The sequence below is a fragment of the Xanthomonas cannabis genome (assembly GCF_040616535.1).
Classification (GTDB): domain Bacteria; phylum Pseudomonadota; class Gammaproteobacteria; order Xanthomonadales; family Xanthomonadaceae; genus Xanthomonas; species Xanthomonas cannabis.
The window spans coordinates 3113854-3139522 of sequence record NZ_CP136580.1; the positions used below are offsets into that span (position 1 = coordinate 3113854).

Below are 25669 nucleotides of genomic sequence, written 5' to 3' on the forward strand. Positions count from 1 at the left end.
GGCTACCCGGCCCGGGCGTTGCTGCGCCACATCGGCGGCACGCGCAGATAGGTCACGCTCCGCCAGACCCATTCCAGTGGCCCGAAGCGGAACCAGCGCAGCCACAGGTGGCTCAGCACCACCTGCGCGGCGAACAGCGCCACTGCGAACGGTAGTTGCCACACGCGCGGCAATTGCTCGAAGTAGCCCAGCCCGTACCCGTAGAACACCCACGTGCACAGCACCGACTGCAACAGATAATTGCTCAGCGCCATGCGGCCGGCAGGCGCAAGCCATGCCAGACGCGACGCAAAGCGCACCACCCATGCCGCATAGCCCAGGCTCATCAGCGGCCCCGCGATCAACGCCAACGCGAACGCGCCGGACAGGCGCAGCGTCGCACGCGCAGGGTCCATCCATGGTTCCAGCGCGTAGCTGACCACCATGACGGCAAGCCCCAGCGGCACGGCCCCGTAGCGCAACGCGCGAAACAGCTGTGGAAAGCGCTCGGGCGCCGCGATCGCGCCGCTGCGCACGAACCAGCTGCCCAACAGGAACATGCCCAGCATGGCCGGACCATTGATGCTGAGCCCACTCATCGCCTGGCGTAGGTCATGCCAACGCTGCGCGGTGGCCTGCAGGTAGGTGCCGTGTCCAAACGCGGCGCGCTGTGCCTGTACGTTGGCTGCTGCCTGCTGCGCGGCGTCGGCCATGGCGGTGTTCCAGTCGCTCACTGCTGCCGGATCGGACTGCATCAGCGCGATCGCACTGCCGTACAGCATCACCAGCGCCGGCGCGCACAGGTACACCAGCGCCGCAAGCCACGGCAACGTCACCGTCGGCACCTTGCGCGCACTCGGCAGCAGGACCGCCAGCACGGCATAGGTCACCAGAATGTCACCGGACCACAGCAGCAGCGCATGCGCCAGACCGATCACCAGCAAGCCGGCAGTGCGGCGCAGGTACATGCCGATCAATCCGCGCCCTGCCTGATCGGCGCGCTGCGCCATCACTGCAAAGCCCATGCCGAACAACATCGAGAACAGGGTGTAGAACTTTCCCTGCACGAACAGATAGACCAGCGCATCGGCGATGCGGTCGGCGCCGTGCCAGTGCGGCTCCACGCCGCTCAATGCCAGATCGAGCGGTCCGACGAAGGCCTCGATGTTCATCAGCAGGATGCCGAGCAATGCAAAGCCGCGCAGTACGTCCAACACGACGATGCGCTCGGTCGCGGCAATGGGGAGCAAATCGGGTCGGGTCATTGCAACTCAGGCCATCGGGTGCGATGGCGCACACCGCAGAACGCAAACGGCCCGCCTGGAGGGCGGGCCGTCGGAAACGCCGCCGTTACCGGCTGCATCGAGCGTGGCGCAGTGCGTGCCCCCTGGTGGGAAAGTGGCGGCTCCGGCGGCCCGGCACGCAACCGAGGTGCAGACCGAACCCGGAATCCAGCACTTCACCGCCACCGGCGACGCCGACACCCTGCCCGCAGTGCTTAGTGGTGATGACCGCCGTCACCGTGAACGTGCCCGTGGTCGCGCTCTTCCTGGCTTGCTTCGCGCACTTCAATGATTTCCACATCGAAGTGCAGGTCCTTGCCGGCCATCGGGTGATTGAGGTCGACATCGACCACGCTCATGCCGACCTTCTGCACGGTGACCGCACGCGGGCCGAAGTTGGTCTGCAGCACCACCTGGGTGCCCGGAACCAGCTTGGTGGCACCGAAATGCTTCTTGGGCACGCGCTGGCTCAGGCCTTCGCGGTACTCGCCATAGGCCTCGGTCGCCTTGACGTCGACGCCGAAGCTTTCGCCGGCTTCCTTGTCCATCATGGCCGCTTCCAGGCCGGGAATGATATTGCCGTGGCCGATCAGGATCGCCAACGGGTCACGCTCCTTGGAGCTCTCGATCGGCTCCTGGCCGATCTCCGAAACGGTGTAGTGGAAGCGGACGACGCTGTCTTTTTCGATCTTCATGCCTGGCTCTGAATGGGCTGCCCGGTGGCAGACGGTTGAGGACGGCTTGTCGGCCGCCGGGTGCGCCGCCATCATGGCGACCTTTCGAACCGCCCATTATCCCGGCTCCATGCATATCACGCCAGTTTTCGCCGCCCGCATCCATCGCGCCGCGGCCTGTTTGCTGCTGGGCCTGTTCCTGCTGGGTGGTTGCGCGCAGCAGACCCCCGTGCGGCGTCCGGCCGCCGCGCCGCCGCCGCCGCCGCGCGTCTGGCCGCAGGTGGCGCCGGCCAATCCTGCGGCGGCCAACGACATCCTGATGCGCGCATTGGGCCTGGTCGGCACTCCGTACCGGTTTGGCGGCAACACACCGGAGACCGGGTTCGACTGCAGCGGGCTGGTCACTTATGTCTACAAGGACGTGGCGGCCGTCATGCTGCCGCGCACCTCGCGCGAGCTGGCCGCGATCCAGGGGCCGCCGATCCCGCCAGAGCGGCTCGCCACCGGCGATCTGGTGTTCTTCGGAGCCAGCGGCAGCGTGACCCATGTCGGCATTTACGTGGGTGAAGGTCGCTTCGTGCATGCCCCGACCACCGGCGGTACGGTCCGCTTGGATTTCCTGGACGGTGCCTACTGGCGTGACCATTATTCAGGTTCAAAGCGGGTTTTACACTGAAGTGTGATGAACATCACAAGTCATAAAACGGAAAGTTAACTTTTTTTGAACGTAACGATTCGTTCACCAGGGCATCATCCCGCATCGACAGCAGAATTGTGATTCCCGCGTGACGAACGACGAACAGATCAGCCCTGGCGCCGCCCCGCTTCCGCTCCGGAAACCGCTCCGCCTGCTTTGCGCCACCGCACTTTGGATTGCTGCACTTCCCGCTCTGGCGCAGACCGCCACCAGCGCCTCATCCACTCCGCAGACGACCACGCCAGACAGCGCCGTCGCCGCCGAGAAAGCCGCAACCCGCAGCCGCGCCGACGCCGCTGCCACCGCAACACTGGCCGCCCTGCTTCCGCACCTGGCCGCCAACGACGCCATTCCGCTGATGGACCGCTCGGCGATGTTCGCCGGCGACCTCAGCCGCCTGCTGGCCAATTACGACGTGTCGCAGAGCGCAGCCAACGCTGCACAGAACGCCGTGGCGGACAGCCGCGTGCAGGTGATCCTGCAACGCGCCATGGCCCTGCTCGGCACCCCCTACGTCTGGGGCGGCGAGTCCACCGAAGGTTTCGATTGCAGCGGCCTGGTTGGCTACGTCTTCAAGACCGCGCTGGGTATCGATCTGCCGCGCGTTTCGCGCGACATTGCGCGCGATGAATCAGCCGAGCTGATCAAGGACCCGAACGCGCTGAAGGCAGGCGACCTGGTGTTCTTCGGCAAGCGTGGCCGCATCGATCATGTCGGCCTGGTGGTCGGCGACGGCAAGTTCCTGCACGCGCCCAGCCGCGGCAAGGACGTGCGCGTGGATTCGCTGGCCAGCGGCTACTGGAGCGAGAAGTTCATCCAGGCACGTCGGGTGCTCTGACTGCCGGTATAGACACTGCGTCGATTGCAACAAAAAGGCCGCGGCGATCCCGCGGCCTTTTTGTTGCAGTGCCGTGGCACGTTGCAGTTCTGCATCGCCCGTGACCGCTGCATGGCAGCGGGTGCACCCGCCGCCGGCTGTACTTCATGCGCCTGGCCTCACGCTACGTGCGGCATCTCGGGCATGCGTGGACCCCAGCGGCAGCGCAACCTGCGGTGCCGGTTACCGCGAGGTATCGGCCTGGTAATGGGACATGGTGTCCTCGATCCCCTTGCTCAGTTCCATCACCTTGAGCGCGTACTCGGCCAGGCGTTGGTCTTCCGGGGTATCCGGTCGCCACGAGGGCACTTCCACCGGCGTGACGCCGTCCGGATCCATCGCCACGAAAACGATGATGCAGTGCGTGCACAGGCGCGAGTCGCCCCCCATCGGGCTGCGCGCACGCACATCGATGGCGAAGTGCATGCTGCTGCGCCCGGTGTAGACCAGCTTGGCCGACAACGCGACCAGGTCGCCGATCCGTACCGGCGCCACGAAACGGATGCCGCCCACCGCCACGGTCACGCAGTAATGCCCGCTCCAGCCACTGGCCGCCGCGAAACCGACCTGGTCGATCCACTTCATCACCACGCCGCCATGCACCTTGCCGCCGAAATTGACGTCGCTGGGCTCGGCCAGAAATCGAAATGTCAGATCACGCTGTTGGCCGATCACCGCCCGCCTCCCTCAATGGATGAGCCGGCAGTGTGCCATGTGGCTGCAACGGCGGGCACGCGTTGCGCGGCCGCGTCCACTGCTCGCGACATTGGGCGACGTTGCCCACCTGCAAGGCGGTGACCTGCGCTGATCCGGCGCGAGCTCTGCAGCCCTGCGAGCAGAACCGCAACGCCGGCCACCATTGCGATGTCGACGCGGCACCCACCTGGCTGTCGACGTCCGCAAGCGACCGGCCTGCGCACCGGCCGCTATATCGCAGCCTCGTCCAATGCAGCTTGCAGGCAACGCTAGGCCGTCGCGCACACCGCCGCGACGTTGTCCTGCTTGCGAAGGCAAAGCCACGGGAAATGCGGCTGTTGCAGCCTCAGCAGGCGCCGCACCCGCGCACCCAGCCGGCGCGGATCGAACCGCCATTCCACTGCAAATCGGTCGAAAGTGGCGTAGGTGTGCTGGTGATATTGCTCGGCCAATGCAGGCACGCCCAACTCGGCGAAATACCGCAGGCTGCGCGCGGCACTGTCGTTGGCGCGTTGCGGATTTGCATACAAGGGGCTGTCGAGGATGTGCAGCTCGCCGCCATCGCGCAGCTGCGCCAGCAGGCGCACCAGCAGCGCGCCGGGGTCGGCGAAATACTGGATGCACGCCGGCACCACGATGACGTCGAACACATCCTGCGGCACTGCCAGGGTGTGGATATCGGCGGCAACGAAACTCAGGCGTTGGTCGTGACCGAACACGCGTGCGGCCTGCGCAAGTTCGGTGCGATTGACGTCGATGCCGCACACGTCGCGTTGCAGCGACTGGGCGAGCCGTTGCGACAGCCAGCCATTACCGCAGCCCAGTTCAAGAATGGCGCCCTCGCCTGCGCGCGCGCGCAGGTGTTGCACCAGCAAGTCACTGGACAGCGCGCGCACCTGCCATTCCAGGCTGGCGCCTAGCTTGCCGCCGGGGCGCGGCAGGCTGCGGACCTGCGCATCGGTATACAGGCGGCCTTCCTTGCGCCGCACCTGCAGATAGCGATCCTCGAACGGGTCCGGCACCAGGCTGCGCTGCACGAACACACCGTCGACCATCTCCAGCTCGGTCACTTGCGCCAGGCGCTCGCGCAGCACGGGAAATCCTGCCGTCATCGAGGGCGCTCAGCGCAGCGGCTTGGCACTGTCCGCCGGCGGATCTTCCAGCCCCACATTGGTGGAGGCGGATTCGTAGATGGTCTTGTCGAGCAGGCCGGTTTCCTTGGCCACCAGCACCGGCACCAGCATCTGCCCGGTCACGTTGGTCATGGTGCGCATCATGTCCAGGATGCGGTCGATGGCGTACAGGTAGCCGATCACTTCCAATGGCAGGTTGGCCGCGCTCAGCACCACCGTGGCCATGATCACCGCCGTGCCTGGCACGCCGGCCGTGCCGAAGCTGCCGAGTACCGAGGCGATCAGCACCACGAAATACTGGTTGGCGGTCAGCGGCACGCCGGTGTATTGCGCGATGAACACTGCGCACAAAGCCGGAAAGATTGCGCCGCAGCCGTCCATCTTGATGCTGGCGCCCAGCGGCACCGCGAATGCGGCGTAATCCTTGCTCACGCCAAGGTTATGGGTGATCGAGCGCATCGCCACCGGCATGGCGGCAAAGCTCGACGAACTGACGAAGGCCACCTGCATGCCGGGCGCAGCGCCACGGAAGAACTTCCACGGGTTGAGCCCATGCACCAGCAACAGGCCGCTGTAGACCACCAGGATATGGATCGCGCAGGCCACATACAGCGCCAGCACGAAACTGCCGAACGGCAACAGCTTGGCGAATCCGTAGCTGCCGACCAGGCTGGCGATCAGGCCGAAGGTGCCGAGCGGGGTCATCTCCAGCACGAAGCGGGTGACCTGGATCATGATGTCGCTCAGTTGCCCGGTCAGCTTGCGCGCCTCGGCCACCCGTTCGCCGAGCTTGACCATCGCAAAGCCGAGTAGCCCGGCAAAGAAGATCACCGGCAGGATCGAGCCGCGCCCGGCCGCCAGCCCGGTTTCGCCCGCGGCATTGGTCTTGGTGCCGATGCCGGTGAGTGCGTAGAACGGATTGGACGGCACCACGTCCAGCAGCACCTTGATCGGGCTGGGCACATCGCGCGGCTTCCAGGCCGAATCCACACTCAGATTGAAATGGCCGGCGCCCGGCTGCATCAACGTGCCCACCGCCAGGCCAACGCCCACCGCCAGGGCTGCGGTGATCACGAACCACAGGAAGGTGCGCCCCCCCAGCGCGGCCACCGATTTCTGCCCGTGCAGCGACGAGATCGCGTTGATCACCGCGAAGAACACCAGCGGGACCGCAATCATCTTGATCAGGGTGACGTACAGATCGCCCAGTGGGCCGAACCACACGTCGGCCGCAGGGCCCATTGCCGCACCGGCCAGCGCGCCGAGAACGAAGCCGGCCACCACGCGCTGCCAGAACGGAATGCGCAACCAGGCCGCAACCAGTCTCATGTCGTCGAATCATCCGGGGGGAGAGTGCATGCACCTTATCGCAGGCCCGGCCTGCCCGCGAGGCCACGACTGGAACAGCGGCGTGTCATCTGTGCGACGGACGCGGGCCGGCATAATGGGCGCTGATTCAGCCACGAGTTCGACCCCGATGCGTTACCGCCTGCCTGCCCTCGCCGCCCTCACCACGCTCTGCGTCGCCGCCTGCGCCTCCACTGCCGGAAGCAGCGCCTCTGCACCCGCTGCCGTCGACGTGGACGTGCCACCCGTGACCCATCCGGCCGGCGAGACCCCGCAATGGTGGTATCGCTCCGGTGCGGCGCGCGCCGCCGGCAACGGCGCCATGGCCGGCAAGGCGCGCAATGTGATCCTGTTCCTGGGCGATGGCATGAGCCTGACCACCGTGGCGGCTGCACGCATCCTCGATGGCCAACGCAAGGGCGGGCCCGGCGAGGAGAACCTGCTGTCGTGGGAGCAGTTCCCGGCCACCGCCTTCAGCAAGACCTACAACACCGATTCGCAGACGCCGGATTCGGCCGGCACCATGACCTCCATCACCACCGGTGTGAAGTCGCACATGGGCGCGATCGGGGTCAGCAGCGGCAATCGCAGCGACTGCGCCGACAGCTTGAACAAGGGCCTGCTGAGCTGGCTGCAACTGGCCGACAGCGCCGGCATGGCCACCGGCATCGTCACCACCACGCGCCTGACCCATGCAACGCCTGCGGCAACGTATGCGCATTCGCCGGACCGCAACTGGGAAAACGACACCGATCTTCCCGAGTCCGCGCGCACCGCCGGCTGCCAGGACATCGCCCAGCAGCTGTTGTCCAGCGCCCGCTACGGACGCGGCCCGCAGGTGGTGCTGGGCGGAGGACGCAGCCAGTTCCAGACCGTGCAGGAGCGCGACCCCGAATACGACGACAAGGTGGGCCTGCGCCTGGACGGCCGCGACCTGGTGGCCGAATGGAAGCAGGCGCACCCGCAGGGCGCGTATGTCTGGAACGCGCAGCAATTGAAAGCGGCAACCGGCGCGCCGGCGCTGCTGGGGCTGTTCGAACCGGACCACATGCAGTTCGACCACGACCGCAACCGCACCCAGCAGGGCGAGCCCAGCCTGACCGAGATGACACGCACCGCGATCCAGTCGCTGTCGCGCGACCCGAACGGGTTCGTGCTGATGGTCGAAGGCGGCCGGATCGATCACGCCAATCACGCCGGCAATGCCTACCGCGCGCTCGATGAAACCGTGTCGCTGTCCGATGCGGTGCGCACTGCCGTGCAGACTGCGCCACCGGACACGCTGATCATCGTCACCGCCGACCATTCGCACACGCTCAACTTCGTCGGCTACCCGGTGCGCGGCAACCCGATTCTGGGCAAGGTCCGCGGCACCGGCGGCGAAGAAGGCGACCGCACCCAGCTGGCCACCGACCTGGCCGGCCAGCCCTACACCACGCTCAGCTACGCCAACGGCCCCGGCTACACCGGCGCCAGCAACGCGCAGCCGGCCGGGCCGAAGAAGTACCCGCACGAGCCCAGCAACAGCGAGCCGGCGTCCGGTCGTCCGGACCTGACCCACGTCGACACCGAGGCGCCCAGCTACATGCAGGAGTCGCTGGTGCCGACCAAGTCCGAAAGCCATGGCGGCGAAGACGTCGGCATCTGGGCCACCGGCCCGGGCAGCGCGGCATTCCGCGGCACGCTGGAAGAGAACGTGATCTACCACGTCATCGTGCAGGCCACCCCCCGCCTGCGTGCGCGCCTGTGCAAGGCCGGCACCTGCAACAGTGCCGGCGTGCCGGTGGAGCTGCCCAAGCCGGCCACGTTCGAGGCGGCGGCCACGCGTTGATGGGCGGCTTGCTGCGCGATGACCGCCGGTGGGCCGGCGACCGGCCTCACCTTGCCGGCGTGTCTGCCGCATCAACGGATGGCGGTGGGCATGACGCGCAGCGGCTTGGGCAACTGGCCGCATCGGCTTGTGCTTGCCGATGCGCGGCACACCGCGATGGCCATGGCACCGCCATGTGCGCGGGCCAGGCGGTGCGATCCACACCCGCCTGGCACACCGCTGCTTCGCAGACACCGGCAGCTCGCGTGCGACGCGGTGTTCGGCCGTCAGTGAGCACCCGGTGACCGACGCCACTACATTGCTGCCCGCCACTCCCCCCGGCCCGGTGGTGATCGCCTACAGCGGTGGCATGGATTCGGCGGTCTTGCTGCACGCGCTGGCTGCGATTCCGGCCTACCGTGCGCGCGGCCTGCGGGCGCTGCACGTGCACCACGGCCTGCATGCCGACGCCGATGCCTGGGCGCTGCATTGCCAGCACACCTGCGCGGCGCTGCAGGTGCCGCTGCGCATCGTGCAGGTGCAGGTCGCGCGCGACAGCGGGCTGGGCCTGGAGGCGGCCGCGCGCCAGGCCCGCCATGCCGCCTTTGCCGAAAGCCTTGCGCCCGGCGAATGGTTGGCACTGGCCCACCACCGCGACGACCAGGCCGAAACCTTCCTGCTGCGCGCACTGCGCGCCTCCGGCCCGGATGGATTGGGTGCCATGCGCGCGCAGCGGTGCTTTGCCGACGGCATGGCGTGGCGCCCGTTGCTGACGCGGGCACGCGCCGACCTGCAGGCGTATGCACAGGTGCACCGGTTGCACTGGATCGAAGACCCGAGCAATGCAGATGCGCGCTACGACCGCAATTTCCTGCGGACCCAGGTACTGCCGTTGCTGCAGCAACGCTGGCCGCAGGCGGCCGACGCACTGGCACGCAGTGCGCAGCTGAGTGCCGACGCCGGTGAGCTGCTGCTGCACGAGGACCTGAGACTGCTGCCTGATATGCAGACGGCCACGGGCGCCCTGGACCTGCAGCTGCTGCGCGCACAGCCCGCGGCACGCCGGCCGCGTTTGCTGCGCGCATGGGCAAGCGCAGCCGGCGCGCCACCGCTGCCCGCCCACGGCGTGGCAGCCCTGGAGCAGGAGATCGAGCACCACGCCGCCGACCGGCAGGCCTGTTTTGCGTGGCAGCAGGTCGAAGTGCGCCGCTGGCGGCACCGTCTCTACCTGCGCCGCCCGTCCGTCCCATGGCCGGCGCAGTGGTCTGCGCCATGGGACGGCGCGCAGCCGCTCTGCCTGCCCGATGGCGCGCAGCTGCAGTTGCTGGGCGCGCCGGGGCTGCGCTTTGCGCAACCGCTACTGGTGCGTGGCCGACACGGTGGCGAGCGCATCGTGCTGCCGCAGCGCGCGCATTCGCATCGGCTCAAGCATCTGCTGCAGGCCTCGGATCTGCCGCCGTGGGAGCGCGATCGCCTGCCGATCCTGTGGGCTGGCGACCAGGTCCTGGCCGCGGGCGATTGCATCGTCTCGGCCACGTTGAGCCACTGGTTGCAGGCCAATGCGGCGCGTCTGGTCTGGCGCGCGGACACCACGGCGAATTGACCCGCCTGCGCGCGCGCCGCACACTTTAGCGATGGCCAAGAAGTCCTTGAACGAAACATCCCCGGTTGCCCGCTTCGAACAGTCGCTGGAAGAACTCGAGCAACTGGTGCAGAAAATGGAAGTCGGCGACCTGAGCCTGGAGCAGTCGCTCACCGCCTACGAACGTGGCATCGGCTTGTACCGCGATTGCCAGCAGGCGCTGGAACAGGCCGAACTGCGCGTGCGATTGCTGACCGACCCCGCCCGCCCCGAGCTTGCCGAAGCGTTCGAGCCGCCGTCGCTGGACGGCGGCTGAGGTGAGTTCCGCGCTGTTCGAACACTGGATCGCCCGTACCGAACGCAGCCTCGAAGCCGGCCTGCCGGATGCCGCACTGGCGCCGCAGCGGCTGCACGCCGCGATGCGGCACGCCGTGCTCGGCGGCGGCAAACGCATGCGCCCGTTGCTGGTGTATGCCAGCGGCGCATTGTTCGGCGCCGAGGAAGACCTGCTGGACACACCGGCGGTGGCCGTGGAGCTGATCCACGCCTACTCACTGGTGCACGACGACCTGCCGGCGATGGACGACGACGCGTTGCGCCGCGGCCAGCCCACCGTGCATATCGCCTTTGACGAAGCAACCGCCATCCTGGCCGGCGATGCATTGCAGACCCGCGCCTTCGAGCTGCTGGCCGCCGCACCTGTCAGTGCCGAGCTGCGTGTGGGCTGGCTGCAGAGCCTGTCCACTGCTGCCGGTGCTGCCGGCATGTGTGGGGGCCAGGCACTGGATATCGATGCCACCGGCCAGCTGCAATCGCTGCACGCCTTGCAGCGCATGCATGCGCTCAAGACCGGTGCCCTGATCCGCGCGGCGGTGCGCATGGGCGCGCTGGCCGGCAACGCCGGCGCGGCCGACCAGCAGCGCGTGGACGACTTTGCCGACGCGCTGGGCCTGGCCTTCCAGGTCCGTGACGACATCCTGGACGTGGAGTCGAGCTCGGCGCAGCTGGGCAAGACCGCCGGCAAGGACGCCGCACAGTCCAAGTCCACCTACCCTGCCTTGCTTGGCATGGACGGCGCCAAATCCAAATTGGCGGAGCTGGCAACGCGCATGCACGACATCCTGCAGCCCTATGGCCAGCCGGGCGACACCCTGGCCAGCCTGGGCCGGTTCGCGGTGGACCGGGCGCACTGAAGCGCCTCGCCACGGCCACCGTCGTCAGCCGACGACGGTGGTGCCCGACCACACTCCTCCATTGGACAGTTCTGCTCGGTCGGGAGACGGTGCGCCGAAAGCGCTGCTCGTTCACTGCGTCACCAACATACGCAGAGCACCTGTGCGCTGGCGCCGCGAGCCAGCACTGGCGCATACAACCGGGTCAACACACACGCAGGCATCCGGCTGCCCGGTGCATCGGCACGACCCAACGCCGGTGGCTGCGACATGGCCGGCCGACCTGCTCGCGGTTGCCGTCGAGCATCGCAGTGACGCTTGGGTGCACTCCAACACGGCGCCGAAGTGGGCAGCCCACTCGCACCTCGCCGGCTTCCGGCATCCCGCTGGCAGCCGTTCTGATCGGCCCGCACTGATGAAGGCGACCCAATCTGCGCACTCCGTGCGCCAGCGCACGGTTGCAGCCGTGAGGGCGATCGAGCGACCGGAGAAGAAGGTCACAAAATGAAACTTTCATAACTGCGGTTTGTGTCAGCCGCTGACACACGCCCAGCCTCAAGAAACGACGGGCATCACGCTTTATTCCTGAATTATCGACATCGGCAGTGATTTGCTCTGATTTCTGGATTATCTGTCATCAGAAATATCGTTAATTGAACGACTTGTCGCGCCCGCTCGCGCTACCTAGGTTTGGTTGGCCTGCACTCGCAGGCATCCCCCGACCAAGGAGAGTCACTGGTGAAAAATGTTTTTCTCGCATCGTTTGCAGCAGGCACGCTCGCCGTTGTTGGCGTGCTCGGTTCGGCGCAGGCGCAGTCCGTGCGCGGCCCGGTTCCGTTGACCATCGAGTTGTCGCCAGTGGCCGATCAGGCTGGCCGTCATCAAGGCAAGATCGCCGTCACCGTCACCAACAACGGCAGCCAGATCGCACGCGTGCCGACCTATCAGCTGCCGCTGAAGTCGCTGGACAACGGCATTCTGGAAGTGAGCCGCGATGGCACGCCAGTGGACTACACCGGGCGCCTGGTCAAGCGCGGCCTGCCCAAGGCGGCCGACTTCACCATCCTGCAGCCGGGCCAGAGCGTGAAGGGTGAGGTCGATCTGGCCGGCGCCTACGACCTATCCACCAGCGGCAACTACACCATCCAGGTGCGCTCCACCCTGCAGTACGCCTCGCTGTCCGACGGCAGCCTGATGAAAGCCGCCAACGGCCTGCCCGCGGTGGCCACCAGCACCCCGCTCACCGTGTGGCTGGACGGTGCACGCCGCGGCGTGCAGCGCCAGCTCGCAGTCGGCCCGACCGCCGTGGTGAACGGCATCAACTACCTCAACTGCAGCACCACCCGCACCAACCAGGCCGCCAGTGCGGTCACTGCCGCGCGCAACTACTCGCAGAACTCGCGCAATTACCTCAACGCCGGCAGCACCGGCGCGCGTTACACCACCTGGTTCGGTGCCTACAACGCCTCGCGCTACAGCCGGGTCAGCTCCAACTTCGTCAACATCGACAACGCGCTGGACCAGAACAACGGCCAGCTGACGATCAACTGCAGCTGCGAGGCGGATCTGGCCGACGCGTACGCCTACGTGTATCCGAACCAGCCGTACGAGATCCATGTCTGCAACGCGTTCTGGAGCGCGTCCACCACCGGCACCGACTCCAAGGCGGGCACGCTGGTGCACGAGACCAGCCACTTCACCGTGGTGGCCGGCACGCAGGACCGCGTCTACGGTCAGTCCGGTGCGCGCAGCCTGGCGATCAGCAATCCGGCCCAGGCCATCACCAACGCCGACAGCCATGAATACTTCGCCGAAAACACCCCGGCGCAGAACTGATCGCGCCATCGCCTGAACGACAAAGGCCCGGCATCGCTGCCGGGCCTTTGTGTTTACCGCCGCGTCGATTACTTGATCAGGCGCAGCGCGAACGGGTAACGGTAATGCTCGCCGTTGTTGGCCTTGACCGCGGCCAGGATGCAGAACACCAGGTTGGCCACCCAGACCAGCGTCGGCACGAAGAACAGGATGCCGAACGAGACGATGGTCAGGATCACCGCCAGGACATAGGCAATGATCACGGTGATCTGGAAGTTCAACGCTTCCTTGGCCTGGTCGGTGGCGAACGGCTTGGACGGGCTGGCGTCCTTGCTGATCAGCCAGATCACCAACGCGCCGATGAAGGACGTCAGGATGCCGAGCAGATGCGCGGCCAGCGCCAGGGTGCGTTCTTCGGACGGCGTGCTGGTGCCGATCGGCGGTGGCGGCGGTGCGGCGTGGGTGTCGAATTCGCTCATATGTCTCCCCGAACATGATTGTGGTGCGGCGGACTATAACAACGATTCAGCCAGCCACCAGTGCGGGAAGACATGGTCTCTCACGGCAGCCAGGTCCGGTCCGTGCAGTGCGCACCACCCGGACCCGACGTCCCCACCCCACCACATGGCGAGACAGGCGCCTGCATGATTCATCCGTCACTGCGCCCGAACGCAGGCGGCGCATTGACCCAGCACACGAACGCCTAGCTCAGCTATCGCCCGCCACGGTCATGCGGTTGATCAGCACCGAGCCGATCTTGACGTGTGAGCGCGGGTCGACATCGCTGCCCACCGCTTCGATACCGGCGAACATGTCGCGCAGGTTGCCGGCGATGGTCAGCCCATCCACCGGATAGGCGATGGCGCCGTTCTCGATCCAGAAACCGCCGGCGCCGCGCGAGTAATCGCCGGTCACCGGGTTGACGCCGTTGCCCATCAGCTCGGTCACCAGCAGCCCGCGCGACATGCCGCCGATCAGCGATGCCAGATCGCCGGCGTTGGCGCTGACCTGCAGGTTGTGCACGCCGCCGGCGTTGGCGGTGGTCTGCAGACCCAGCTTGCGGGCCGAATAGCTGCCCAGCACGTAGCGCTGCAGCACGCCGTCGGTGATCAGCGCCGAACGCCGCGTGGCCACGCCTTCGCCATCGAACGCGGCCGAACGCAGCCCGCGGCGCAGATGCGGCAGTTCTTCGATGTTGAACCAGTCCGGAAACAGCTTGGTGCCGACGCTGTCGAGCAGGAAGCTGGCGCGGCGATACAACGCGCCACCGGACACTGCACCCAGCAGATGGCCGACCAGCGAACGCGCCACTTCCGGCGCGAACAGTACCGGCAACTGCCCGGTAGGCAGGGAGCGCGGCTGCAGACGCGCCAGGGTGCGCTCGGCAGCGTGGCGGCCAATGGCCTCCGGCGCTTCGAGGTCCTCGCGCGCCAGGGCACTGCTGTACCAGCCGTCGCGCTGCATGCCGTCGCCCTGCCCGGCAATCAACGCGCAGCTGATCGAATGATGGGTGCCGCGTTCGCGGCCGACGAACCCATGCGAGTTGGCGTAGACCGACAGGCTGAGCCCGGTGCTGGCCGAGGCGCCGTCGGAATTGCTGATGCGCGCGTCCGCCTCACGCCCGGCGCTTTCGCAGGCCAGGGCCAGATCCACTGCAGTGTCGGCGTCCAGCGCCCAAGGGTGCCAGCTGTCGAGGTCGGGGAACTCGCGCGCCATCAGCTCCGGGTCGGCCAGGCCGGCGGCCACGTCGTCTTCGGTGTAGCGCGCGATGGCACAGGCCTGCGCGACGGTGGCTTCCAGGCTGGACTCCTGCAGGTCGGCGGTGCTGGCACTGCCCTTGCGCTTGCCGAAGTAGACGGTCACTGCAATGCCGCGGTCGCGGGTGGATTCGACCGTTTCCACCTCGCCCAGGCGTACGTTGACGTCCAGGCCGCGCTCCTCGCTACAGCTCACTTCGGCCTGGGTGGCGCCGGCTGCACGGGCGCGCTCGAGCAGGCGCTGCGAGATATCGGTCAATGCGTCCAGACGCTGCAGGCTGTCGTCGGCGACACGGGTTTCGGAGGAGAGTGCGTTCAATGCTTTATCCTTTGGATGCGGATCCGTCCGCGAAAGCCCGACCATCCATGGTCGGACTGTCTGAATTTGGATGCGGATCCGTCCGCGAAAGCTCGGCCATCCGTGGCCGGAGTGTCTGAATTTGCTGCGGAGTCTTCCGCCGGAGTCCGGCCGTTCGTGGCCGGAAAGTCAACTAACCAAGTTTCGGGATGTAGTGGCAATGCGCGGACGTGATGAAGAGACCGGTGAATTCCGCGGCGCCAGCCGCAGCCAGCAGCGGCGCGAGGCGCTGGAAATCTTCGACCTGGGTGAAAAGCTGGTGGCGCTGACCCCGGCGCAGCTGGCCAAGCTGCCGGTGCCCGAGTCGCTGATCCCGCATATCGAAGAGAGCAAGCGCATCACCTCACACATCGCCCACAAGCGACAGCTGGCATTTCTGGCCAAGCACATGCGCCGCGAGGACGACGAAACCCTGGCCGCGATCCGCGATGCGCTGGACGCCAACAGCGACACCGCGCGCCGCGAGGTGGCCGCGATCCACCGGGTCGAGCGTTGGCGCGAGCGCCTGCTCGCCGAAGGCGACGTCGCGCTGGCCGAACTGCTGGAAGCCTACCCGGCCGCCGACCGCCAGCAGCTGCGCCAACTGGTACGCAACGCGATCCACGAACGCGCCAAGAACAAACCCCCGCGCGCCTACCGCGAACTGTTCCAGGTGCTGCGCGAGCTGTCTCAAGAGCAGGGATTGGAGAGTGGGGATTCGGGATTGGACGACGAGGAATCGGCGTCGGAAGGCGACGAATAAGGAGCTGTCCGATCCATCAATCGAGGCAACGACCATCCCGGCCGTTGCCACTCCCGAATCCCGATTCCCGATTCCCCTCTGCTGAACCCGCGAAGCGCAAACGCCCGACGCACTGCTCTGCGCTCCTGCCGTTGCGAATCCCGAATCCCGATTCCCAAATCCCCGCATCTCAGGCCTGCGTTCCGCCAACCGTGATGCCGTCGATCAACAGCGACGGCTGGCCGACGCCGACCGGCACGCTTTGCCCGTCCTTGCCGCACACGCCCACGCCTTCGTCCAGCGCCAGATCATTGCCGATCATGCGCACCTTCTGCATGGTTTCCGGGCCGTTGCCGATCAGGGTGGCGCCCTTGACCGGCGCGGTGACCTTGCCGTCTTCGATCAGGTAGGCCTCGGTGGCCGAGAACACGTACTTGCCGCTGGTGATGTCGACCTGGCCGCCGCCGAAGTTCACGGCGTAGATGCCCTTCTTGACCGAGCGGATCATCTCTTCCGGGTCGTGCTGGCCGGCGCGCATGTAGGTGTTGGTCATGCGCGGCATGGTCAGGTGCGCGAACGATTCGCGGCGGCCGTTGCCGGTGGGCGCCACGCCCATCAGGCGCGCGTTGTGGCTGTCCTGCATGTAGCCCACCAGCACGCCGTCTTCGATCAACGTGGTGCACTGGGTCGGCGTGCCTTCGTCGTCGATATTGAGCGAACCGCGCCGGCCGTCCAGGGTGCCGTCGTCGACGATGGTCACGCCCGGCGACGCCACGCGCTCGCCGACGCGGCCGGCGTAGACACTGGTGCCCTTGCGATTGAAGTCGCCTTCCAGCCCGTGGCCCACTGCCTCGTGCAGCAGCACGCCGGGCCAGCCGGGGCCGAGCACCACCGGCATCACGCCGGCCGGTGCCGGAATCGCGTCCAGGTTGACCAGCGCCTGGCGCAGCGCTTCGCGCGCAAACCCTTCCGGGCGGCCCTCGGCAAACAGCTCGGCGTAGCCATACCGGCCACCGCCGCCGGAATAACCGGATTCGCGGCGGCCGTTGTGCTCGACGATCACCTGCACGTTCAGGCGTACCAGCGGGCGCACGTCGGCGGCCAGCACGCCGTCGCTGCGGGCGATCAACACCGTGTCCACGCCGCCGGACAGGCTCACCATCACCTGCTTGACGCGCGGGTCGGCAGCGCGCAGGTACTGGTCGATGCGGCGTAGCAGCTCCACCTTGGTGGCGCTGTCCATGTCGTCGATCGGGTCGGTGGCCGGGTACAACGCCCGGCCATTGCCACGCACCAGCGCGCGCGTGGACTGCGCACCGCCGTCGCGCGAGATCGCACGGGCCGACTGCGCCGCTTCCAGCAAGGTCTCGCGCTGGATGTCGTCGGAATACGCAAACCCGGTCTTTTCGCCGGCAATGGCGCGCACGCCTACGCCCTGTTCGATGGAATGCGCACCGTCCTTGACGATGCCGTCTTCCACGCTCCAGCTCTCGCGCCGCGAATGCTGGAAATACAGATCGCCGAAGTCAATGCCCGGGCCCAGCAGGGCGCCGAAGGTGCGGTCGAGATGGCCGGCATCCAGGCCGGAAGGAAGCAACAGCCGGGTTTCGGCCAGAGTGAGTGCGTGATCGGTCATGCGGTCAGGATGGGGCCCGCGCGCCGGGGAGACAAGTCGTTCGGCTGAACATGCGGCGCCGCTATCATCGCCGCCAGCTCTTTATCGATCGCCCGCGCATGAAGCTCATCGCCCACGTTCTGGACGGCCACACGCTGGACATCCGCCCCGCCCCGCATGAGCGCGCGTGGATGGATGCCACCGACCAGCGTTACGCCTACCGTTGCCTGCCGCTGGCGATCGCCAATGCGCACGGCTGGGAGCTGCTGTGCCAGTCCGGTTTCGACGCCGATTGGGACGGCGGCGACGCGCTGGCGGCAATCACCATCAACGCTGATCCAGAGACGGTCGCGCCGGCGATCAGCCACTTCGGTTATGGCGTGCTGACCTTCCATGTGCCCTGCCTGTTCCGCACCGACACCGGCATCGACCTGTTCGTCACCGGCCCGGTGAACCGGCCCAAGGACGGCATCGGCGCGTTGAGCGGCCTGGTGGAAACCGACTGGAGCCCGCACACCTTCACCATGAACTGGCGCTTCACCCGGCCCGGGCGGGTGCGCTTCGAGGCGGGCGAGCCGTTCTGCCATCTGTTCCCGCTGCAGCGGCAGTTGATCGAGCAGGTGCAGCCGCAATGGAAGCCGCTTTCCGAAGCGCCGCAGCTGGCGCAGCAACATGCCGACTGGACCCACAGCCGTACGCGCTTTCTGGATGCACTGCCGGACGCGCAATCGGCGGCGGCGCGTGAAAAATGGCAACGCGGCTACTGTCTGGGCGTGCCCGCGCCTGGGCGACCGCCGGCGCCTGGGCACCGCTCGCGGCTGCGCTTGCCGATGTTCACGCGCGCCGACAACGACAGCCCTGCCGAATGAATGCGGCAAAGCGTCGGCATGCACGGCTTGCCGGCTGGCGCGCGTGCTGCATTTGGTCGATGCAAGGATTGAGAGCCTGAGGCGCCTCAGCACCATTGCTCGCTGACGCGCACGCAATCGAGCGCGTCAGCGTGGCGACCGACCGGGGGTGCCTGGGGTTGTCGTTGGCGCAGCCGGTTTGCCCGGCGCACGCTCGCGCACGTCGCGTTCGACCACATCCACCTGCGGGTCCTTCCACGGGCCGGTGACGTGGTAGGTCTTGGCACCGATCGCACCCAGCGGTTTGCCGAGCACCGCGTTGGCGGCCGCGCCCACCGCCGCGCCGACCGGGCCGCCAGCCACGGCGCCGACCACGGTCAGCAGATTGCCGGCCTTGGGGTTGACGTCCACGGTCTGGTCGAAGGTCTGCGCGCGCAGGTCGGTCTGCCCACGGATGGCGATATCCGCCGCCGGGCCGGCGATGCGGATGGCGTCGGTACGCGCGAAGCCTTCGCCAAAGCGCACCTCACCGTCCAGCGTATTGAAGGCCAGCCCCTTGGAAAAGAAATCGCGGAAGTCGAACATCAGCCGGCGCGGCAGCTGCGCCACGCTGAGCAGGCCCAGCACGCGCCCGGCGCCCGGCTCCACTTCCAGCAGCTGGCCATTGCGGACATCGACCTTGAGGTTGCCGTCCAGCGAGCCGAGCGCAAAGCCGGTCGGCGAGCCCTGCCAGCCGGCATTGAGTTCCAGCTGGCCCTCGCCCCCGCGCAGCTGGCCGCCCAGTGTGAGGTTCTGCAGCAGATTGCCGAGATTGCGGCTGTCCACCCGCGCCGACAGCCGCGTGCTGGCCGCCTCGCCCTTGCCGCGCCAGGCGCCGGTCAGGCCGATGCTCTGGTCCTCCGAGCGCAACTGCAGCTGATCGACCTGCATGCCATCGGTGAGCCGGCTGCTGCGCAGGGTGGCCGCGCCGAAGGTCATCTTGCCCACGCGCAGGTCATCGATATCCAGCGCCAGCGGCGGGATCGACACCGGGTCGAACTCGGCCACCGCCCGTCGCGCCGGCTCGGGCAAGGCACCGGCCAGCGGGTCGCCGGGCTCCGGCGCCGCAGGCTCGGGGGCATCGGCCACCGGCTGCCAGCGCACGGTGCCGAGCTTGCCCTGCACGGTGCCGCCGTCGGCATTGGGCACGGTCAGCTGGCCGGCCAGCGAGGGGCCCTCCAGCGTCACCGCCACTGCATCGCGGGTCGGCCGCAACCGCAGCCGCGTCTGCGGAAACACGCCGCCGATCATCAGCAGCCTGTCTGCCTGCACGTCGACCTGCTGCAGGGGAACGGCATCTTTTTTGGGCGTGGCCGGCTGGCCCGGCAGCGGCGGCATGTCTGCAGCGCTGCTGCCGCGCGCCAGGCTGATCCAGTCGATCGCATCCAGCGACGCGGTGCGGCCGGTCACCACCAACCCGTTCGCGGGCGGGCGCTCGCTCACCGTGTCGGTGCCCATCACCACGCGCACGCCGGTCTGCTCGCCGTGACTGCTGGCCTTGAGCGCCACCAGCTTGCCGAACGCCACATCGATATCGCCATCGCCCACCGGCAGCGCCACCTTGACCTGGGTATCCAGCGGCCGGGCGGCGGGTTTGTCCAGCGGCGCGGGCAGGTCCAGGGTGGTGCCCACCAACTCGGAACGCAGCGTCAGCATGGCCTGCGCATCCGGCTGGCCGGGCGTCGGCAGGGGCACATCCACCCCCACCTGCCATGGCGCGCTGCCATGCACGTAGGGGCGCAGCCACTCCATCTGCGGTGCGCGGTCGAACAACTCCTTGGCATCCAGGGTGGCACCCAGCCGCGCCTCGAACGCCTGCCCGGGGTCCTGCACGAAGCCACCGGCGCGCAGCGCCAGCGTGCCGCTGCGGCCCTGGTGCTGCACGCTCAGCTGCTCGGCCGCAAAGCCGCTGTCGCGATACTCGGCCTGGCCACTGACCTGGTCGAAGGCCAGGTTCCAGCGCGCGTCGGCCAGCCTGGCACCCTGCAGTGCCACCGTGCCCTGCAGGTGACCGCCCACCCCGTGGGTGCGTAACGGCCGCAGCAGATCGAAGCTCACCGCCGCCGGGCCGGACACCGTGAGATTGCGCAAGGTGTCGCCGTAGCGGCGCTCCAACGGGCTCTTGCGCAGCATGCCCAACAGCTGCGCGGCATCGGCCTGGGTAGAGGCGCGCACGTACAGCTCGGAGGTGGTGAAGCTGGGGATGCCGGCCTCCAGTTGCCTGATCGGGGTGCCGGCCAGATCGCCGCTGCCCTGCAAGGAGAATCCGTTGGCGACGAAGCGCAGGTCGGCCTGCACCTGTTCCATCGCCGGCCAGTCCGGCTGGAAGCGGATCACGCCATCGCGGATGTGCCCAAACGCCTCGAAGCGCCCGTCGTTGTTGTCGAACGGCCACTCGTCCAGATCGCCGCTGACCAGGCCGGTGCCGCCGGTAACGACACCGCCGGCCACGGCCATGTCCAGCCAGTCGATGGCGGCCTTGCTCATCTTGGAGCGGATCCAGAACTTGCGCGCCACCGGCAGGGCGACATCGTCCAGCTGCGCGGCCAACTGCATGCGTGGGCGGCTGCCGTCGTTCTGGAACCACAAGCCGCCGCGCACGTTGGCGCCGTACTCCCTGGCCTGCACACGCAGCGCGGGCGTGGCCACCTGCCAGCCGGCGCCGTCGCGCCAGCCGACGATCTTGCCGGCCAGCTGGATCTCGTGGACCACGCCAAAGCCGGTAGGCCAGTCGAAGCGCACCGTGGCGTCGGGCGCGGTGTCCAGCTCGCCGCCCTGCGCATCGCCGTCGACGCGGCCGCGCAGGCCGCTGATGCCGGGCGAATTGCCCACCGGCAGAAACCCGAGTTCTTCGATCTGCCCCTGCGCGCGCACCGGCCCGCCCTGCTCGCCGGCGATCTGCACATCGGCCACCCGCAGCTGCGGTTTGGACAAGGTCAGCCAGCGCCGTAGTGCGGGCGACAGCCGGTCGCTCAGCGCGGCTGCGGCGATCAGGCCGGAGACATCCGCCTTGCCGACGGACACCGCATAGCGGCGCCCACCGGCGACGCTCAGCCCGTCCAGCTGCTGCACGGTGCCGGCCTGGCCCAGCCGCAACCGGGGCGCGTCCAGTCGCCAACCGCCATCGATGGTCTGCCAGCGCGCGCGCGCCTGCAGCCGCTCCCAATGCAGCGTGCGGCGCGCGGTCTCCTCCGCCAGCGGTGCGCCGGACAGCGCGAGCTGGGTGAGGTCCGCATCCACGGTGACGCCGGTGATCCGGCGCGCGCGCAACTGCGCCCAGGCCTGCACGCGTCCGCTACCGCCTTCCACCCGCAGGCCACCAACGGTGAGCAGCGACGTCCAGGCAGCCAGATCGGCCGGGTCGGCCTGCGCATAGACGCTGCCATCGCCGCTGTCGCGGTCGAACGCCAGCACGCCGGTCAACGGCGCGCGCTTGAGATCGATCCAGCTCCGGCTGCCGACCCGGACGGTCGAGCCATTGACGCGCAGGCGCAGGTCGATGCGCGGCAGGGTGGCGTCCAGGCCGATCGAGGGCGCGGCGACGCGCAGGCGCGCCTCGGCCAGCTGGATCTCGCCCAGCCGGCGCAGGGCCTCCAGCGGATCGGAGCGTCGGGCGCTCGGCAGGCCCTGCACCGACCACACGCCGTCGTCACTGCGCTGCAGGGTCAGCGCCAGCCCGCGCAGCCGCACTTCGGTCAGCGACTGCCCGGGCAGCAGGCCCGCATACATGGCCAGCAGAATCTCGGCCTGCCCCACGCGCACTTCGCCGTGCGGGCCGATCCGCAGGCCGTCCAGCCGCAGCAACGGCCCGCGCCGGGTCCACTCGGTATCGAGATGATCGAAGGCGATCTGCTGCCCGGCCCGCTGGCTCAGCCACGCGGCAATCTGCTGCGGATGCTCCTCGGCCAGCGGCAACGCCTGACTGGCCGCGCCCACCAACAACGCAACCGCCACCACCGCCAGCGCAGCGGCAGTGATCGCATAACGGCGGAACAGTCGCAGACGGCGGCGCAGCGGGGTGGGCATTAACGGCGAGGAATGGGGACTAGGGAATGGGGAATCGTAAGAGCACCAGCGCTGGCGTACGAACGCTTAGGCGTCTGATCGCGCATTGGCGCTGAAGGGATGGCGGACGTGACGTGGGGCGGCTGTTGCTTCAAGCCGATTCCCCACTCCCGATTCCCGATTCCCGGATTCACAGCAACACCACATCGAACTGCTCCTGCAGGTACTGGTCGTCGGACTGGAAGCGGATGCTCTTGCCGAGGAACTCCTCCAGCTCGGCCACGGCCGCCGATTCCTCGTCGGTGATGCGCGCGACCACCTTGGACGAGGCGATCACCAGCAACCGCGCGGCGTCGAACTGGCGCACGGCGCGGGTGATCTCGCGGAAGATCTCGTAGGTGACCGTTTCGGCGGTCTTGATAGTGCCGCGCCCGCCGCACTGGCCGCAGGTCTCTGAAAGCTGACGCTCCAGACTTTCCACGGTGCGCTTGCGGGTCATCTCCACCAGGCCCAGCGGCGAGAACTCATACACGGTGGTCTTGGCGTGATCCCGCGCCAACGCCTTTTCCAGCGTGCGCAGCACCTGCCGGCGGTGCTCCGGGTCGTCCATGTCGATGAAGTCGATGATGATGATGCCGCCCAAGTTGCGCAGCCGCAGTTGCCGCGCCACCGCCTGCGCGGCTTCCAGATTGGTGCGGAACACGGTCTCTTCCAGATTGCGCTGCCCCACGAACGAGCCGGTATTGACGTCGATGGTGGTCATCGCTTCAGTCTGGTCGATCACCAGATAGCCGCCGGACTTGAGCGGCACCTGCTTGTTCAACGCGCGCCCGATCTCGTCCTCGACCCCGTACAGGTCGAAGATCGGCCGGTCGCCGGTGTACAGCTCCAGCCGCTCGGCCAACACCGGCATGTACTTGGCCACGAACGCCTGCAGCTGCACGAAGGTCTCGTTGGAATCGACCTTGACCTTCTCCACGTCGCGCCGGATCAGGTCGCGCACCGCACGCAACGGCAGGCTCAGGTCTTCATAGATGATGCTGCACGACGGCGCTTCGCGACCGCGCCGCTCGACCACATTCCAGACCCGCGACAGATACGCGATGTCCTCGGCCAACGCTTCGGCCGGCTGGCCTTCGGCATTGGTGCGAATGATGTAGCCGAACCCGCCATGCTGGGCCGACACCTCGCTGACGATGGTCTTCAGCCGCAAGCGCTCGGCCTCGTCCTCGATCCGTGCCGAGACCCCGACGATCTTGGACTGCGGCAGCAGCACCAGATAGCGCGAAGGAATGCTGATCTGCGTGGTCAGCCGCGCACCCTTGGTGCCGATCGGGTCCTTGACCACCTGCACCACGATGTCCTGACCGTCGCGCAGCAGCTCCACGATCGGCACCGCGGCGGGCGGCGGCGGCGGGATCGGGGTTTCTTCGGTATCGACCACACTGGCCGGCGCCGGTGCCGGGCGCACCACGTCGTTGGCGTGCAGGAACGCGGCGCGCTCCAGCCCCACCTCGACGAACGCGGCCTGCATGCCCGGCATCACCCGCTGCACCTTGCCCTTGTAGATGTTGCCCACCACGCCCCGACGCCAACCGCGCTCGATATGCAGCTCTTGCAGCATGCCGTTCTCGATCACCGCCACGCGGGTTTCGCGCGGGGTGACGTTGACCAAGATCTCTTCCGACATCAATGCGCTCCGAAGGCTGTGAGCAACTGCGAGGTGTGATACAGCGGCAATCCCATCACGCCGGAATAGCTTCCGGACAGGTGACGAATGAAACGCTCCGCGCGCCCCTGGATCGCATACGCGCCGGCCTTGCCCATCGGCTCGCCACAGGCTACGTAGGCAGCGATCTGCGCGTCATCGAGCGTGTCGAAGGTCACCTCCGACACCACCAAGGCCTGCGCCGGCGCCCGCTGCGTGCAGACTAGAGCCACCGCCGTGAGTACCTGGTGGGTGCGTCCGGACAGCGCGCGCAGCATCGCGATCGCATCGTCGCCATCGACCGGCTTGCCGAATACCCGATCGCCCAACACCACCTCGGTGTCGGAGCCCAGCACGATGGCGTCGGGATCGCGCGCGCGCACCTGCGCAAGCCCGGCGCGCGCCTTGTCCAGCGCGACGCGCTGCACGTAGTGTTCGGGCGATTCGTCCGGCGCGCGCAGCTCGGGCACGTCCAGTTCCAGTGTCTGGAACGGTACCTCCAGGCGTTGCAGGAGTTCTTGTCGGCGCGGCGAGCGCGAGGCGAGATAGAGCATCCGCCCAGCATACCTGTTGCCCGTGCCCGCCCGCTGACTCGGCACGCGCATCCGCGCTGCGCGGTGGCGTCCGGCTCACAACATATTCATCGACCTCCCAACACGCTCTTGCCACAGACAAGGAGATCTCATGCGTACCACCCTCAAGCCGTTGTTGCTGGCCCTGTCCATCGCCGCCGGAACCGCCATGACCGTCCACGCCCAGACTGCCCCGAGCTACACCATTCCCAACGACGGCACCCTGCTCAACGTGTCGGCCGAGGCCGAGGCCAAGCGCGTGCCGGACATCGCCACGCTGTCCGCCGGCGTCGTCACCCAGGCCGCCGACGGCAACGCCGCCATGCGCCAGAACGCCGAGCAGATGAGCAAGGTCATGAACGCCGTGAAGGCGGCCGGCATCGCCGACAAGGACGTGCAGACCAGCGGCATCAACCTGAGCCCGCAATACACCTACAAGGAAAACGAGGCGCCCAAGATCAACGGCTACCAGGCCAGCAACACGGTCAGCCTCAAGGTCCGCGACATCGCCAAGCTCGGCAAGGTGCTCGACGCCCTGGTCGCTCACGGCGCCAACGACATCAACGGCCCCAGCTTCTCGATCGACCAGCCCGAACCGGTGTACGACGAAGCCCGCGTCGCCGCACTGAAGAAGGCGCAGACCCGCGCCGAGACCTACGCCAAATCGCTGGGTCTGAAGGTGCGCCGCATCGTCAGCATTTCCGAAGGCCGCAGTGGCGGCGGCGTGCGCCCGATGATGATGGCCGCCTCGATGCGCTCGGCCAAGGCCGAAATGGACACCCCGGTGGCCCCGGGCGAAAGCACGCTCTCGATCAATCTGGACGTGACGTTCGAGCTCGGTCGCTGAGATAACGGACTCCCGCCAATCGCCGTTCCTCGCTGCCCTCTTCGGAGGGCAGTGTCGTTTATGGGCGTGAACGGATCATCGGCCAAGGACCATCGCAGCCGCGCGCTGCCGGCGATCAAATTCGCTCGAGCGTG

21 protein-coding genes are annotated in these 25669 nt (G+C 67.7%); 10 read left to right on the top strand and 11 right to left on the bottom strand.

Translation table 11 applies throughout. From position 1 onward, the window contains the following. Positions 1-2: 2 nt before the first annotated feature. Positions 3-1244 carry a DUF418 domain-containing protein gene (locus tag RZV17_RS13270; protein WP_166751460.1) on the bottom strand — a complete coding sequence of 414 codons (1242 nt, stop codon included), beginning with the start codon at positions 1242-1244 and terminating at the stop codon, positions 3-5. 233 nt (positions 1245-1477) lie between these two features. Beyond that, on the bottom strand, positions 1478-1957 hold the full coding sequence (locus tag RZV17_RS13275) for a peptidylprolyl isomerase (protein ID WP_039406090.1): 480 nt from the start codon (positions 1955-1957) through the stop codon (positions 1478-1480). A gap of 109 nt (positions 1958-2066) precedes the next feature. On the opposite strand from RZV17_RS13275, the gene RZV17_RS13280 reads away from it, so the two are divergent. Both RZV17_RS13280 and RZV17_RS13285 read left to right on the top strand, forming a co-directional pair. Beyond that, on the top strand, positions 2067-2612 hold the full coding sequence (locus RZV17_RS13280; protein ID WP_355609369.1) for a C40 family peptidase: 546 nt from the start codon (positions 2067-2069) through the stop codon (positions 2610-2612). Between the two features lie 109 nt (positions 2613-2721). Next, complete coding sequence (locus RZV17_RS13285; protein WP_047695720.1) at positions 2722-3471, top strand: C40 family peptidase; 750 nt, start codon at positions 2722-2724, stop codon at positions 3469-3471. 222 nt (positions 3472-3693) lie between these two features. Here the strand turns inward: RZV17_RS13285 and RZV17_RS13290 are convergent, their stop codons facing one another. The 3 genes from RZV17_RS13290 to RZV17_RS13300 form a co-directional block, all read right to left on the bottom strand. Then, positions 3694-4185, bottom strand: coding sequence for an acyl-CoA thioesterase (locus tag RZV17_RS13290; protein WP_355604062.1), 492 nt, complete (start codon positions 4183-4185; stop codon positions 3694-3696). 290 nt (positions 4186-4475) lie between these two features. Next, positions 4476-5318: a class I SAM-dependent methyltransferase gene (locus tag RZV17_RS13295; RefSeq protein ID WP_355604065.1), complete on the bottom strand. Its 843-nt coding sequence runs from the start codon at positions 5316-5318 to the stop codon at positions 4476-4478. A gap of 9 nt (positions 5319-5327) precedes the next feature. Beyond that, on the bottom strand, positions 5328-6668 hold the full coding sequence (locus tag RZV17_RS13300; protein WP_355604068.1) for a dicarboxylate/amino acid:cation symporter: 1341 nt from the start codon (positions 6666-6668) through the stop codon (positions 5328-5330). Between the two features lie 115 nt (positions 6669-6783). Here RZV17_RS13300 and RZV17_RS13305 point away from each other — a divergent pair, with 115 nt between their 5' ends. The 5 genes from RZV17_RS13305 (at position 6784) to RZV17_RS13325 (ending at position 13086) form a co-directional block, all read left to right on the top strand. Then, the gene (locus RZV17_RS13305) at positions 6784-8517 is read left to right on the top strand and encodes an alkaline phosphatase (protein WP_355604071.1); all 1734 of its coding nucleotides are present in this window, start codon (positions 6784-6786) and stop codon (positions 8515-8517) included. 349 nt (positions 8518-8866) lie between these two features. Next, positions 8867-10099 (top strand): tRNA lysidine(34) synthetase TilS, encoded by a 1233-nt coding sequence (gene tilS / locus RZV17_RS13310; RefSeq protein WP_355609372.1) that lies wholly within the window; start codon positions 8867-8869, stop codon positions 10097-10099. Positions 10100-10130: 31 nt separating this feature from the next. Beyond that, positions 10131-10394 carry an exodeoxyribonuclease VII small subunit gene (locus RZV17_RS13315; protein ID WP_039411772.1) on the top strand — a complete coding sequence of 88 codons (264 nt, stop codon included), beginning with the start codon at positions 10131-10133 and terminating at the stop codon, positions 10392-10394. A gap of 1 nt (position 10395) precedes the next feature. Further along, positions 10396-11271 (top strand): polyprenyl synthetase family protein, encoded by an 876-nt coding sequence (locus tag RZV17_RS13320; protein WP_039411769.1) that lies wholly within the window; start codon positions 10396-10398, stop codon positions 11269-11271. Between the two features lie 717 nt (positions 11272-11988). After that, positions 11989-13086: a M35 family metallo-endopeptidase gene (locus RZV17_RS13325; protein ID WP_047695714.1), complete on the top strand. Its 1098-nt coding sequence runs from the start codon at positions 11989-11991 to the stop codon at positions 13084-13086. Between the two features lie 68 nt (positions 13087-13154). Here RZV17_RS13325 and RZV17_RS13330 read toward each other — a convergent pair whose 3' ends face one another. Continuing rightward, positions 13155-13544, bottom strand: a complete 390-nt coding sequence (locus tag RZV17_RS13330) for a DUF4870 domain-containing protein (RefSeq protein WP_047695713.1) — start codon at positions 13542-13544, stop codon at positions 13155-13157. Positions 13545-13773: 229 nt separating this feature from the next. Beyond that, the gene (gene pmbA / locus RZV17_RS13335) at positions 13774-15141 is read right to left on the bottom strand and encodes a metalloprotease PmbA (protein WP_047695712.1); all 1368 of its coding nucleotides are present in this window, start codon (positions 15139-15141) and stop codon (positions 13774-13776) included. 199 nt (positions 15142-15340) lie between these two features. Here pmbA and yjgA point away from each other — a divergent pair, with 199 nt between their 5' ends. Continuing rightward, complete coding sequence (yjgA, locus tag RZV17_RS13340) at positions 15341-15922, top strand: ribosome biogenesis factor YjgA (RefSeq protein ID WP_047695711.1); 582 nt, start codon at positions 15341-15343, stop codon at positions 15920-15922. A gap of 169 nt (positions 15923-16091) precedes the next feature. Here yjgA and tldD read toward each other — a convergent pair whose 3' ends face one another. Further along, on the bottom strand, positions 16092-17537 hold the full coding sequence (tldD, locus tag RZV17_RS13345; protein WP_179454160.1) for a metalloprotease TldD: 1446 nt from the start codon (positions 17535-17537) through the stop codon (positions 16092-16094). A gap of 98 nt (positions 17538-17635) precedes the next feature. On the opposite strand from tldD, the gene RZV17_RS13350 reads away from it, so the two are divergent. Further along, positions 17636-18385, top strand: coding sequence for a DUF6065 family protein (locus RZV17_RS13350; RefSeq protein ID WP_355604079.1), 750 nt, complete (start codon positions 17636-17638; stop codon positions 18383-18385). A gap of 126 nt (positions 18386-18511) precedes the next feature. Here the strand turns inward: RZV17_RS13350 and RZV17_RS13355 are convergent, their stop codons facing one another. From RZV17_RS13355 to RZV17_RS13365, 3 genes are all read right to left on the bottom strand, one after another. Beyond that, positions 18512-22429: a YhdP family protein gene (locus RZV17_RS13355; RefSeq protein WP_355604082.1), complete on the bottom strand. Its 3918-nt coding sequence runs from the start codon at positions 22427-22429 to the stop codon at positions 18512-18514. 169 nt (positions 22430-22598) lie between these two features. Continuing rightward, positions 22599-24098: a ribonuclease G gene (gene rng / locus RZV17_RS13360; protein ID WP_184439092.1), complete on the bottom strand. Its 1500-nt coding sequence runs from the start codon at positions 24096-24098 to the stop codon at positions 22599-22601. After that, positions 24098-24670 carry a Maf-like protein gene (locus RZV17_RS13365; RefSeq protein ID WP_355604086.1) on the bottom strand — a complete coding sequence of 191 codons (573 nt, stop codon included), beginning with the start codon at positions 24668-24670 and terminating at the stop codon, positions 24098-24100. The genes rng and RZV17_RS13365 overlap by 1 nt, the downstream gene beginning before the upstream one ends. A 130-nt stretch (positions 24671-24800) precedes the next feature. Here RZV17_RS13365 and RZV17_RS13370 point away from each other — a divergent pair, with 130 nt between their 5' ends. Next, on the top strand, positions 24801-25535 hold the full coding sequence (locus RZV17_RS13370) for an SIMPL domain-containing protein (protein ID WP_047695706.1): 735 nt from the start codon (positions 24801-24803) through the stop codon (positions 25533-25535). Positions 25536-25669: the final 134 nt, after the last annotated feature.